Consider the following 13,563-nt stretch of genomic DNA (forward strand, 5'->3'; position numbering starts at 1 on the left):
GCGCTGGAGATCGTTGCGGTGAGGCTCAAGCCTATAACGTTATCCGACGGTAACTGCCCAAGCGAATAATCAGTCGCGCCACAAAAGCTCCCGTCAGGATGACCGCAAACAGTCGTAGGGTCTGCATGGCCAATACCAGTCCTACATCGGAGTGCGTGTCCACCGCGATGATTGCCATCGTATCGAGCCCTCCTGGGCTCGTGGCCAGGTAAATCGAGAGGAAGTCCTTGTTCAACACTGCTGCCAACAGCCATGCGGACAATGCGCACAAAGCGATCATCAGGAGCGCTCCCAGTATCATTGCCGGCAATCGCCGCCAGACGTATTTGACGGTCATTCGATCAAAGCGCAAGCCAACGTAGCAACCAATAGCGCCGTAGGCGATAGCGAGTAACCAACTGGGCAGGGTGATATGCAACAGGCCACTGATCTGTAACGCTCCGCCCAACATTAGCGGCATCAGCAGCGCACCGGCCGGCAATCGATTTCCCAACGCCACACCGATTAGTAGAGTGACGATTGTGAGGCCCAGATGCAGCAGGCCGAAGCTTTGCAACGCGACGTCTGCAGCATGCACCTCGCTTCCTCCGACCGGTGCTTCCAGCAAGTTGCTCACCAACGCACCGATCATTACCACGCACACCACGCGCACATATTGCATAGTGGCGACTACTCGGGAATCGGCACCGTATTCGTCAGCCATCAAGACTATGGCAGAAGCTGCGCCTGGCGATGTACCCCAAGCTGCGGTACTGGCCGGGATGCCCATCCACACCAACGCAAGCCCCACCAGCGCGCTAAGGCTGACCGTCACCACGGTCGCAAACAGCATCATTGGCCAGGACTGTGCTATCGAAACGAGTACGGCGAGTGTCATCGAATGAGCGACAAGAATGCCGATGCAGCCCTGGCCAAGCTTGAAGGCGTAGCGGTGCAGTCGAATGCTCGCACCGCATACGCCGAACATGATGGCAACCAGCATAGGCCCCAGGAATTGGCCTGCGGGCACCTCTAGAAACCTCAGCAACTGACCGCCCGCTCCAGCCAACAGTGCAAGCGCCAACCATTGAAGCGGCGCGGGGTAGATATGCAGGGAAAATCTGGCAGAAGAAGACAAGAGTCGTACTCCAAAACGCTGGTCGCCGCGGGGGCGTGGCATCGCTATCGATGTGCTGATAATTATTGATACCTGGTTTGATAAAGTCTATTTTCTAATATCGATTGATTGATAACTTTGGTTGATGGATATGGATCTGCGTGATCTTGCCTATTTTGAAATCATCGCCGAGTTGGGGCACCTGGGCCGGGCTGCGCAAAAGCTCAACCGCAGTCAGCCTGCGCTGTCTAAAAGCATCCAGCGGCTTGAGGAGTCTCTAGGGACCCGGCTGTTCGAGCGCGATGGGCGGCGGATTAAGCTCACCCCAGTGGGAGAGTTGCTAAAAGTGCGTGGCAAACAGCTGCAGCAGAGCGTTGCCGAAACCCAGCGAGAAATACGTGATTTTGCAAACGGTGTGATGGGAAACATTCGCTTGGGCTGCGCTGCCTCCATGGCTGATCACCTGCTCCCACACCTGACCGCGACACTGCTTTCGCGTGCGCCGCAGATCACCTTGAACTTGGTGATCGGCCAAGACGATTTACTGCGCGAATCACTGTTCTCCGGGAGGCTGGATATGGTGATTTGCCCACAATACGAAGCGGATCCGCTATTGCAGTTTCATGCCTTGTTTGACGACGAGGCGGTGGTGGTCGCCAGCCGTCATCATCCATTATTCAGCGCCGGCTATGAGTTACGCGATTTGTGTCAGTACCAATGGGTGTTGCCGGCCTCCACTGTGCCGGCGCGGCGCTGGATAGACAATGCGTTCCAGTCCAGGGATCTGCCTTTACCTCAGGTACAGATCGAAACCACCTCAATCTCTTTGTTACCACGCCTGATTGGCGAAACCAACCTGCTGAGCTTTCTAGCCAGGGAGACCCTCGAAGACGTCAAGGGGGTCACGCACCTTCGTGAGGTGAGACTGAAGGAAACCACGATGAAACGTACTATCGTCGTGTTCGTCCGCGCGGGCGCCTATTTATCGCCGGCCGCACAAATGTTGCTGAGCGTCCTTAAAGACGATGGAACCATTTTATTGGGCTAGCGGATGCTCTTGGCAGCCGCTTGCATCGATCGGGCCTATCAAGCCGGCGAGGACTGGGTGAGCCGCTCACCGTTTCCAACCACCAGTGCTGCCAGGATGAGCAGTGCGCTGCCGCCGATTAGAGGGGCAGCCACCGACACATGATCCAATAGGCTCCCGCCGAACGCGCCGCCGATCATGATCGCCATCTGAATAGCTGCAACCATCAACCCACCGCCGGTTTCTGGCTCATCGCTCACTTCTTTGGCCAGCCAGGTCGACCAGCATACCGGGATGGCTGAGTACAGCATCCCCCAGCCAAACATCATGATGGCGGCGGCAGCGAAGATGTATCCGAGCTCGGCCAAAGCTACCGTCATGACAGCCAGGGCCACTGGCAACCAGCGCAACAGTTGAAAGAGAAACTGTTTTTCCAGCAGCCGACTGACGAGGTATGTACCTCCGAAACCGGCGATACCCAGGCTTAAGAGCAAAACCGACAGTTGGGTCGAGTCAACGCCAGTGACTTGTTCCAGAAATGGGCGCAAGTAGGTGAAGGCGGTAAACGTACCACCGAAAGTCAGCATGGCGGCCAGCAGACCGAACATTACATTTCTGCGTTTCAGTACGCCGAACAGCCTGGAAAGGGGAATGGTTTTTTCTGGCTGCATCTTGGGCAAGCTTTTGTATTGCCAGATCACGTTAATGATGACAATCGGCACCAGCGCAGCGAACACGAAGCGCCATCCCAAATGGCCTCCCACGTAAGCCCCAATCGGCGCGGCAAATGCAGCGGCCACCGAATGCCCCATGTAAATCATGCCTAAGGCTTTAGGCACCGAATCCTCGGGGACTATTCGCAGGACAGTGGCAGTGGATAAAGCCCAGAAGCCGCCGATGGCGACCCCCAAGAAGGCTCGGGCAATCATCAACCAAGTGAAGCCAGGCGCCAGAGCGATGACTACCAGCGAAACAAGCATCAGCACGGTCATTGAAATCAGGACATGACGTCTATCGAAGCGTCCGGCGATAGAGGCGATGCAGAGGCTTGCCACCACCGCAAAGAAACCGGAAATGGAAATCGCCTGTCCAGCCATCCCTTGAGAAGTATGAAGGTCGTTGGCGATTGGAGTCAGCAGACTCACGGGCATGAACTCTGCCGCGATCAACAGAGCGACGCAGAGTGTCAAAGACCCCACGGCGCTCCAGATCCGGCTATCGGCCTGGGCCGAAGTAAAAGTTGAGGTAGTCATCGTTGTTCCCATGAAATAGCCAATACACAACGCCCCCAAACGTTTGGGGCACTGCGCAAATGGACGAATGAATGCAAGGAAATTGAGAACGCCAGGGATTGACCCGGCGGGCGATGGGTCACTGCCTCATCGCGAATTGTTTGAGGTGGAATGATAGGGTGCTAAGGATGATCTGTAATGATCTGAAATCCGAAAGCACCTATGAATGCTGGCGAATAATTCAGCTGCGTAAAGGACGCATATTCAGCAATCAGTTCGGCTTCGATTTCCCTCTGTCGGGGTTCTACAGATTGAAGCAGACGTTCCCAGTCTCTGTGATGGAAACACTGCGGTTCGTTCGTGTGAGAAGGCGAACGCTAACCCAGGCTTCCTTCTCTGGATGCTACGACTGAGCGCCGACTGAGTTATTCCTGTGATTATCGCGTTGGGCATTTCGGGAGGTTGTTCAAGACACTTCCAGGATTGGGAGCATCACTTGCACCTACCGGAACCCAGTTAAGATTCTGATTCGTAACTCAAGGTTATGTATGTAGTGATTTTGAGTCGACTCTGCTTCTTTTTGCGCTCCATATAATTGGCTCACGACCCCGCCTGGCCAGTCCGGTATGGCGGGTTGCAAGAGCCAAAACAAGAGCGGAGATGAAAATGAGCGCGTACAAAATTGCTGCAGTTCCCGGTGATGGCATTGGTGTTGAAGTCATTGCAGCGGGCGTCGAGGTGCTCGAGGCACTGTCAAAAAAATCCGGTTTCGATTTGCAGTTCAAACACTTCGATTGGAATTCGGACAATTACCTGAAAAACGGTTACTACATCCCTGAGAACGGCCTTGAGGAACTGAAAACATTCGACGCCATCTTCTTTGGCGCTGTCGGTGCGCTTAATGTGCCTGACCACATTTCTCTCTGGGGCCTGCGCCTGCCGATTTGCCAGGGCTTTGACCAATACGCCAATGTGCGTCCAGCCCGTGTGTTGCCAGGGGTAAAAAGCCCGCTGATCAACGGCGACCAAATTGATTGGGTGGTGGTCCGGGAAAATTCCGAAGGCGAGTACTCCGGCAATGGCGGTCGTGTCCACCGTGGTCTGCCAGAAGAAGTGGCGACTGAAGTGTCTGTCTTCACGCGGGCCGGTGTTGAGCGTATCCATCGCTTTGCTTTTCAGTTGGCCCAGAGCCGTCCACGCAAGCACCTGACGATGGTCACCAAGTCGAATGCCCAACGCCACGGTATGGTGTTGTGGGACGAGATTTTTTACGAAGTGGCCAAGGATTTTCCGGACGTAAAAATCGACAAAGAGTTGGTCGATGCGGTGACGACTCGCATGGTTCTCAAACCTTCGACCTTGGACGTCATCGTGGCGACCAATCTGCACGCCGACATCCTGTCCGATCTGGCTGCGGCGTTGTCCGGTAGCCTGGGCATCGCTCCGACGGCTAACCTTAATCCTTCACGCAAGTTTCCATCGATGTTCGAGCCGATCCATGGCTCTGCCTTCGACATCACTGGCAAAGGCGTGGCCAACCCGATTGCAACGTTCTGGACGGCAGCGATGATGCTCGAACATCTGGGTGAAGTGGACGCCGCAAACCGCTTGATGTCGGCCATCGAAGCGGTGACTGAAAGCGGCCTGCATACACCTGATCTCGGTGGTAAAGCCACTACTCGGCAGATCACCGACGCGGTACTTGAACTGATCAATCGCTGATTTCACTACTGGTAAAACTGCAGCCGGAAGCCAAGGGCGGATCATCGATCCGCCCTTGGCTTATCCGCAGTTTGATTTATATGCTCCTCGCTCAAGTCTCCACTCGCGTCCCTCTTCAGACAAAACGCAAATGCGAAGTCAGCCCGTGGCATCGACGAGTTCTATATCGGCAAAAACCGCTGGGACGCGTTGATAAGCTCAGAGATATATGCGGCGGTTTCGGTTTCGGTTTCGGTTTCGGTTTCGGACGAAACGGGGCGGCGGCCAGGGGCGGTTTGGGGCGGGCGTCATTTGGGTTCTGGCGAACGTGACGCTGGGCCATGAATGGCGTCGCTGCCGAACCATAAGGCCCGGCAGCGAAATCTCAATGCGACGATGTGTGGGCTTCAGATTCCCGCAGTCTGACCACCGTCAATGACCATGGCATGGCCGGTGACGAAACCTGCCTGTTCGGAGCAGAGCCACAGGACGGTATTGGCAATTTCCTCGGGGCGACCCATACGACCAATCGGTTCCTGTGCAATCACGCGAGCGCGGCCTTGTTCGGTATCACCAGTGAAGCGAGAGATCATATCGGTATCGATAATTCCAGGGCACAGGGCATTCACTCGAATACCTTGGGAGGCATGTTCCAGAGCTGCGCATTTACTGATGGCGGTGACGCCGTACTTTGAAGCGCAGTAAGCCGATTGCCCTTGGATCGCCAATACTCCGGCCCCAGAGGAGGTGTTAACGATCGCACCGCCTCCATTCGTCAACATGATATCGATCTGGTGCTTCATGCACAGATAGACACTCTTCAGGTTGACCGCGAGCACGCGGTCCCAGAGGTCTTCGTCGATGTCTTTGAGCTTGTTCACGGGTTGCTCGATGCCGGCGTTATTGAAAGCGCAGTCGAGCCCTCCAAAAGTCGCCACGGTTTTATCCAGAGCCGCTTTGATACCCTTGCTGCTCGTCACATCGCAGGGGATGGTGAGGACCCGACCACCAAACGCTTCGATGAGTGCGGCGGTTTCTTGTAGACCTTTTTCTGAAATGTCTACAGCCGTAACGCTGGCACCGGCTTTGGCGAATGCGATGGCCGTGGCGCGGCCGATGCCGCTACCGGCGCCGGTAACAAATGCAACTTTGCCGGTATAGGTCCCTGCGGTAGATAGGGTCATGGTGCTGTCCTCTTGATTTGTTTTTTACTGAAGGGTTCGAGCAGAGATTGGGGCCAGTGCCTCGCCTTCTGTTACAGCGGCGGGGCTCCGGTCTCGGTCATAGGGTCACTTGGATTTGGCTTTGCTTCGGCTGTTGCCAACGGTGTATAGCGCGGCAGCACCAATGAGCACGATGCCCTCGATCAACCCCTGATAATTCGCCCCCAGATTCAAGATGTTGAAGCCGTTGGTGAGCGAGTAAAGCAGCAGTGCCCCAGCCAGGGTTTTAATAACACTGCCGGCGCCGCCAAACAGCGAAGTGCCGCCCAGAATTGCCGCCGCGATAACAGCCAATTCAGCACCACTCAGGGCTGCGGGGTTGATGGAGCGCAGGCGGCTCGCAAAAAGGATCCCGGCAAAGCCCGCCGCGGCGCTGCACAACACGAAGGCAACCAACTTGTAACGGACAACATTGATACCGGAGAGGCGGGCGGCTTCGGCATTGCCGCCGACGGCGTAAAGGCGACGGCCTACCATGGTGAAACTCAGCGTCACCCAAACGATGGTGGTGAAAATCGCCATGTAGATGACCGGTTTCGGCAGCATGATTTTGCCCCCGGCGCCCCAGCTCATTGCTAGCAGGCAGAGGCCGCCCAGAGCCATTCCGAGCATGGCTGGTGTCAAGGGTCTCGCCGCTTTTCGTGCCCGCACCGCTTGCAGGGTGCTGATGCCGAGCAGTACCGCACCCAGGAGGATTGCAACCACGCCAGCGTCCAGGCGACCCGACTCGAACGCTTTCATGGCTTCGATGACTTCGGGTTTTTGCACAGACAGAGATTGGCCGTCAGTGAAAATCAAAACCGCGCCGCGTAGCGCAGTCATGGTGCCGAGGGTAACAATAAAAGCATTGATACCCACGAATTGCACGATGGACCCGTTCAGCAAGCCGGCGCAAATGGCGACCGTCATCGAAAAGGCGCATGCGGGCCAGAAGCCCAGCTGATCGGCGAAACCGATAAGAATCGCGGCCGAAAGCGCCGCGACCGACGCGACTGACAAATCGAAATTACCGCTGATCAATATGACCGTCATGGCCACGGCCATAATGGCGATGAGTGAGGACTGATAGACGATATTGGTAATGTTCAAAACGCTGAGATAGTTGGATTTCCCCAGGTAAGTCGTGATACACGATAGGCCAACCAGCAATAGCAGCAATGCATAATAGACACCCATTTCACGCAGGCTGAAGAGGCGTCGCCAATCAACCTGACGATAGACAGGCGCGGGCGGTGGCGGTGTTACATTTTGACTGGCGAGCCGCACCGGTTCGATTTTTGGTTGAGTTGTTGTACTCATTGTTTTTATCTCTATAGCTAGATTGTCCATTGCTCAGTGACCTCTGCTTTCAGGAGTAACGCATTTACCGCCAGCGAGCAGGAGCAGTTCATGTTCCGATGTTTCATGGACGGGGCGCTCCGCGACACAGCATCCATCGCGCATGACGATGATGCGATCACTGACGGCGAGCAGTTCTTCAAACTCTGACGACACGACGATGATGGCTTTGCCTTCTGCGGCAAGCCGACGGATCAGGAAGATGATCTCGGTCTTTGCACCGATATCGATGCCGGCGGTTGGCTCGTCCAAAAGAAGCACCTTGACGTCGCTGAATAACCACTTCGCGATCGTCACCTTCTGGGCATTGCCGCCACTGAGTTCGCTGACGAGAATGTCAGGCGAACTGGCCTTGATGGAGAGTTGTTGGATGGCATCCCAGCCACGGTTCAGTTCACGTTGCTCGTTGGGAAGGCAATTGAATGCCGACACGGAATTCAAGGCGGGCAGGGAAGTGTTACGCCAGATCTCGAAATCCGGTACCAGGCCCTGCTTTATACGATCTTCCGGCACCAGGCCTATGCCTGCTTTCACGGAAGCCCCGGTGCTGCGCCCAATCTCCCGGCCATTGAGTATGACCTTGCCTGAGGCATGCGGGTCGGCGCCGAATGCTGCGTGCAGCAGTTCGCTTCGACCTGAGCCCAGAAGACCAGCTATCCCTATGACCTCGCCTGCTGCGAGTTTCAGCGATATCGGGTGCAGCTTGCCCGAGGAAGAGACGTTCTGCAGTTCCAGCACGGTTCGGGATGGATCGGCGCAACTGTTGCGTTGAGCGGTCGCACGCGCTTGTTTGGCAATGGGTTTGCCGACAATGGCTTCGGCTAAAAGATTTTCGTCCAGATCGCAGGTGTTGGCTCGCATGGCTGCGACCCCATCACGCAGGACCGTGACGCAGTCTGTCAGAGCTATGACTTCGTCCAGGAAGTGCGAGACGAAGAGAATCGCTTTGTTTTCTACTTTTGACAGGCGGCGGACAGTGTCATAGACAATTTCCCGCTCCTCTGTAGCCAGAGAGGCGGTTGGCTCGTCCATGACAATCAAGTCCGCACCCGTGGCAAAGGCTTGGTAAATCGCTGCCATCTGGCGCTGACCTATCGAGAGGTCGCACACCTTGCTATCGGCATCCAGTCTGTAGCCGACGCGCTGGCAGAGCTCATCAAAGCGCTCGCGCATCGAATTGGGATAGCGCCACGTGCCGTTCTTTCCGAGAAAGACGTTTTCGATCACGGAGAGGGTGGGCACGAGCGGTATATGTTGGTGGATGGTGGCTACGCCCATGTCGTTGGCCACCTTTGGACTCGCCCACGTCACTGGCTTGCCGCGCCAGACAATTTCACCGCTCGTGGGAGCATTCGCGCCGGACAGGATCTTTATCAGGGTCGACTTGCCAGCGCCGTTGGCGCCAAGCAATCCGTGAACCTTGCCCCTCGCAATGTCGAGATCGACGCCGCGCAGTGCGACAGTCCCGTTTGGGTATTCTTTCGCAACCCCTTGGAGCCGCATGAGAAGCGTTTCTTGATGAGTCATCTCGATAATCCGTTTTTGTTCTTTGTTATCGGCTTATATAAAGCGGCTTACCACTTGTCGGGGCAGGCGTTGAGCGTGTCTTTGGTCAGCAATGGCAGGTCGTAGGTCACGTACTTGCCTTTCGGTGTTTCCGGATGGGTCACAGACTCATAAAGAGACTTGAAGAGAAGTTCGCCGAGCAGCTTGGGACGCACACAGACCGATGCATTGATTTCGCCAGCCGCGATCCCGGTAGACCCGACCTTGGAACCGCCCCCTGTTGCGACCAGGGCGATTTCTGAACCTTGGGCAGCCAAGGCGCGTGCGCAACCAATGGCCATGTCCTCGGCCTGACTAAAGATGAGGTCGAGGTCTGGATGGGCAGTCAGCATGTTCTGGCAAACGCGCTCGCCCTGCTCAGGCGTCCAGTCGGTGGGCTGAGACGCAACAATTTCATATTTCGCGCCGGCTTTTTTCAGGCCCGTCTTGAAGCCCTCGGTGAGCTGCTTGACCACGGCGTAGCCAGGTACGCCTTCGACGACTGCGATTTTTGCGACACGGTCTTTAGGCAACAGCGTCGCTGCGTGCTCACCGGCCACTTCGCCAGCGCGGATGTCATCGGTGGTAACCAAGGCAACAAGTTGTTCGTAGGGCTTGTTGATCGCCCGTTCCTGAGGGTCACCTACCATCACGGCAACCGCAGCCACGGGAATGTCGTGGTCTACGATCTTGTCGACGAAAGATTGCGCCACCACCGAATCCAGGGGCAGAAAACCGATAGCGTCGACGCGCTGCGCGATCATGTCGTCGAGCGCATTGCCCTGCTTCTCGACGCTGCCTCGCGGGTCGATGATGACTGCTTTTACGCCGGCAGCTTTGGCTGCGGCTTCGAAGCCCTTAGCGGTCGCTACGTTGTAGGGATAGGCGAGGTTGCCTGGAACATAGCCGAAGGTCAGCTCGGCAGCGTTACTGACGGTGGCAGTCACTGCCAGGACGGCGGGGATCATGTGTTTGAAAAGCGCACGGATAGCGTGGTTTTGGCGCACGCTGAAATTCTTATTCGGCATTTATAGCTCCCTGAAACTTGTCGAAACGTTGTTGTTTTTGTGTTTTGCGTCAGGTCTTTCTTGGTTTTGCCTTGGTAAAGCACGCATTTCCAATCACGAAACTCAGAGGGCGAACCGCCGTGATGCGCACGACACATTCATCCGATCTGCAGGCGCTTTTGCGTGAATACCTGCCCTACCGGTTGGAGGGTGGATTTCTCGCTAGGCACATTCGAGTCAATTTTGCGTTGCTCAAAATCAACATATCCCTGATTGTGGGATTGCGCAACAGATTTTGATTAGATCATTTCCTGGTTCGGGTCTACCGTCTGGCGGGGCACAGCGCCGCGCCGAATCGCTGCACCATCGGAGCGCTCGCTATTTGTAAGAGGCGGTTGGCGTCGGGAGTCCTACAGTCATTCCCAACGATTAAGGTGCCAAGCCTTGGGAACAGGCAACCCAATCATGTTTTACGATCACACCGAAGCACGAGTGATGTGTGGCTTCAGGCGTCTCGCCGGGCCTTTGAGGACAATGATAATGAGCCGTCCACGATGCCGATAACCTACGCAGAACTCACCTGTTTGCCGGATTTACAGGCCAGCTTTGGATGTCTGTAAATTAATTAATCCCATTTATTGACACAATTTTTATTGTTCGATAGGGTTTGTGACAGCAGGTGGTTTTCATTGGGCTTCGCTCGGTGGTCTGCACAGATCGCATTCGCTCTACCGTTTTTCATCTAAAAATAAAAGAAAGGGCAGGCAGAACATGCAAGAGCTAAAGGCGCATCGCTTCGCTGATGATTTCGTCTTCCTTGAGGCTCCTCGGTGGTACGACGGTTGCCTGTGGGTGCCAGACGTCTTTGACTCGATTCTCTACCAAGTCGACGTGAGCGGGCGCCGGCTTGTGCTGAAAGACAATTTGCCACCGCGGCCTAATAGTCTCGGATTCCTGTCTGATGGAACTCCTCTTATCGTGTCATCCGTCGCTCGCCAGATATTGAAGCTGGTGGATGGAGAGTTGCTTGTACACGCTGACCTCTCGAAGTGGGCCACTGGTGATTTGAATGATTTCGCGGTGGCCGACAATGGCTGTCTCTATGTCGGCAATTTTGGCTATGACCTGTTCATGGGCGAAGAGAAGCGCGAAACCTCTCTCCATATCGTCGAGCTGGATGGCACCGTCAGCCACGGTAGCGATGGCGTCGAATTCCCCAATGGCGCGGTAATTCTTAATCATGGGCGAACGCTGGTGGTCGCAGAAACCTGGCGCGGCCGGCTGACGGCATTTGATCGTGCGCTGGATGGATCTTTGTCCAATCGCCGGCTATTTGCCGACATCGCAGGACGAGAGCCGGACGGTATGTGCGCCGATGCAGAAGGCGGTGTTTGGGTTTGCTCGTTCAATACAGGGGAAGTTTTGCGGGTCTTGGAGGGAGGGGAAATCACACATCGTTTGCATTTCCCAGGTAGCGCCGTTGCCTGCGAACTGGGCGGTGAGGACGGCCATACCCTCTTTATTACTACCTATGATGGCACGATCCCTGACCAGCAAGCGCGCAAGCGACTTGGGGCGCTTAACCAAGTGCAAGTCGACATTCCTCGTGCTGGATCCTGAACAACGAAGCCAGATCGGCTGCTGATAACAACGGTTTGCGGTTAGGGCATCCCATGGTTGAGCCCGGGCAGGCATCGCCTGTTCGTTGCTACCAGGTTTGAAAGAGCGAGGAATAGGGTCAATGCAGATTTATGATTACATCGTTGTCGGTGCTGGATCTTCCGGCTGTCCGGTTGCGCGCGGCTTGTCTGACGACCCACAGAACAGCGTCCTGCTAATCGAGGCGGGTCCCGCGGCAGATCGTTTCTGGGTCAACACGCCGGCAGGAATGGGCAAGCTGTATTTTAACAAGCTGTTGAACTGGAACTTTCGCACCGCGCCGATGGACAAGCTCCAAGGGCGCGAAATGTACTGGCCTCGAGGCAAATTGCTCGGTGGATCCAGCTCCATCAACGGCATGGTATTCATTCGCGGGCATCAGAAAGATTTTGACGGCTGGCGTGCCCTGGGCAACCCAGGCTGGGGCTATGAAGATGTTTTGCCCTACTTCAAAAAAATGGAGAATTTCGAGCGGGGCGGCGACCGATACCGGGGAGCGAATGGTCCGCTATGGATCAGCGATCCGATCGTCAAGGAAAAGAGTAGCTACGACTTTATAGAGGCCGCGAACCGTATCGGCATCCCGGTGACCGAGGACATGAACGGCGCTGTGCATGATGGCGTGGGTTTCATGCAGCATAACATCCAGGACGGACAGCGGATGTCGACTTACCGGGCATTTATCGAGCCGGTCATTGAACGACCGAACCTGACGGTTCGAACCGGATGCGAACTGCAGCGCGTTTTATTCGATGGACGCACCGCCGTCGGCGTAGAGGTTTTGAAGGGCGGTCGTTTGGAAAGGATCTATGCGGCGCGTGAGGTGATCTTGTCAGCGGGTTCACTGAAGACTCCGCAGATGCTCATGCTATCGGGTGTTGGCCCACGGGCTGAACTGGAAAAGCACGCGATACCTGTGGTCCTGGATTCCCCGGGGGTGGGGCAGAACCTGCAGGATCACTTCTATATTCACACAGGTTGGCGTTGCACCCCAGACAGTTCGTACAACGCCAACCTCGTAGGCCTGCGAAAGTACTGGGAAGGCTTTCGTTACCTGATGACCCGCAAAGGTTATCTTGCCCTCGGCTCTTCCCAGGTAGCGGCGTTCGTTAAAAGTAGCCCGGACGAGGACTATGCTGATCTCCAAATCAGCTTCAGGCCCATGACCTTTCAATACTTCCCTGACGGCACGGTTGACGTTGAAAAGCATCCTGGCCTCGGGGTGTCGGTCTATCAGTTGCGTCCCAGCACCACGGGAACAGTGACGTTGCGTTCGACCAACCCGTCGGACCCGGCCGATTACACACCCAATTTCCTGAGCAGCGATTACGACGTCAATGCCGTGATCAGTGGTGTGCGCTGGATACGCAAAATCATGAACAGCGAGCCCATCAAGTCCCGGGTGGTCGCCGAAGAACTGCCGGGGCCCCATGTCCGTACGGATGAAGATATTTATAACTACCTGGTCGAAACCGGCAACTCGGCCCACCACCAGGGCGGCACCTGCAAGATGGGTAACGACGCCATGGCGGTGGTGGACGAACGACTGCGTGTCCGTGGTATCGAGCGACTGCGGGTGGTAGATGCTTCGATCATGCCATTCATCACGTCGGGCAACACCAATGCGCCGTCCATCATGATAGGTGTGAAAGCCGCCGACCTGATTCGTGAAGATGCGCTGGCGCGCCGCGCAAGCAGCTCCCTGGCCGAAACTAATTGAGCGAGTCGGTGAACA

At 55.8% G+C, this 13,563-nt stretch carries 10 protein-coding genes; 4 read left to right on the forward strand and 6 right to left on the reverse strand.

Annotation, left to right across the window (positions count from 1 at the left end; genetic code table 11):
* Positions 1-31 precede the first annotated feature (31 nt).
* Positions 32-1,117 carry an AbrB family transcriptional regulator gene (locus AB3226_RS27085; RefSeq protein WP_095973883.1) on the reverse strand — a complete coding sequence of 362 codons (1,086 nt, stop codon included), beginning with the start codon at positions 1,115-1,117 and terminating at the stop codon, positions 32-34.
* A gap of 130 nt (positions 1,118-1,247) precedes the next feature.
* Between AB3226_RS27085 and AB3226_RS27090 the strand changes: the two genes are divergently transcribed.
* Positions 1,248-2,144: a LysR family transcriptional regulator gene (locus tag AB3226_RS27090; protein ID WP_304575827.1), complete on the forward strand. Its 897-nt coding sequence runs from the start codon at positions 1,248-1,250 to the stop codon at positions 2,142-2,144.
* 38 nt (positions 2,145-2,182) lie between these two features.
* Here the strand turns inward: AB3226_RS27090 and AB3226_RS27095 are convergent, their stop codons facing one another.
* Entirely contained in the window at positions 2,183-3,376 is a 1,194-nt protein-coding gene (locus AB3226_RS27095; RefSeq protein WP_304575828.1) for an MFS transporter, read from the reverse strand.
* Positions 3,377-4,021: 645 nt separating this feature from the next.
* Between AB3226_RS27095 and AB3226_RS27100 the strand changes: the two genes are divergently transcribed.
* Positions 4,022-5,077: a tartrate dehydrogenase gene (locus tag AB3226_RS27100; RefSeq protein WP_048393611.1), complete on the forward strand. Its 1,056-nt coding sequence runs from the start codon at positions 4,022-4,024 to the stop codon at positions 5,075-5,077.
* A gap of 386 nt (positions 5,078-5,463) precedes the next feature.
* On the opposite strand, the gene AB3226_RS27105 is transcribed toward AB3226_RS27100, so the two are convergent.
* The 4 genes from AB3226_RS27105 to AB3226_RS27120 all read right to left on the reverse strand — a co-directional run bounded on the left by AB3226_RS27105 (position 5,464) and on the right by AB3226_RS27120 (position 10,190).
* Positions 5,464-6,240 carry a glucose 1-dehydrogenase gene (locus AB3226_RS27105; RefSeq protein WP_048392950.1) on the reverse strand — a complete coding sequence of 259 codons (777 nt, stop codon included), beginning with the start codon at positions 6,238-6,240 and terminating at the stop codon, positions 5,464-5,466.
* Positions 6,241-6,345: 105 nt separating this feature from the next.
* Entirely contained in the window at positions 6,346-7,608 is a 1,263-nt protein-coding gene (locus AB3226_RS27110) for an ABC transporter permease (protein ID WP_218232077.1), read from the reverse strand.
* Positions 7,609-7,611: 3 nt separating this feature from the next.
* Positions 7,612-9,144 carry a sugar ABC transporter ATP-binding protein gene (locus AB3226_RS27115; protein ID WP_048392955.1) on the reverse strand — a complete coding sequence of 511 codons (1,533 nt, stop codon included), beginning with the start codon at positions 9,142-9,144 and terminating at the stop codon, positions 7,612-7,614.
* Positions 9,145-9,191: 47 nt separating this feature from the next.
* Entirely contained in the window at positions 9,192-10,190 is a 999-nt protein-coding gene (locus AB3226_RS27120) for a sugar ABC transporter substrate-binding protein (protein ID WP_082157790.1), read from the reverse strand.
* A 750-nt stretch (positions 10,191-10,940) separates the two neighbouring features.
* Between AB3226_RS27120 and AB3226_RS27125 the strand changes: the two genes are divergently transcribed.
* Complete coding sequence (locus tag AB3226_RS27125; protein ID WP_048392957.1) at positions 10,941-11,789, forward strand: SMP-30/gluconolactonase/LRE family protein; 849 nt, start codon at positions 10,941-10,943, stop codon at positions 11,787-11,789.
* 121 nt (positions 11,790-11,910) lie between these two features.
* Positions 11,911-13,548 carry a GMC family oxidoreductase gene (locus AB3226_RS27130; protein WP_048392960.1) on the forward strand — a complete coding sequence of 546 codons (1,638 nt, stop codon included), beginning with the start codon at positions 11,911-11,913 and terminating at the stop codon, positions 13,546-13,548.
* Positions 13,549-13,563 lie beyond the last annotated feature (15 nt).

The sequence above is a fragment of the Pseudomonas lini genome (genome assembly GCF_964063345.1).
In the GTDB taxonomy this organism is placed as follows: domain Bacteria; phylum Pseudomonadota; class Gammaproteobacteria; order Pseudomonadales; family Pseudomonadaceae; genus Aquipseudomonas; species Aquipseudomonas lini_B.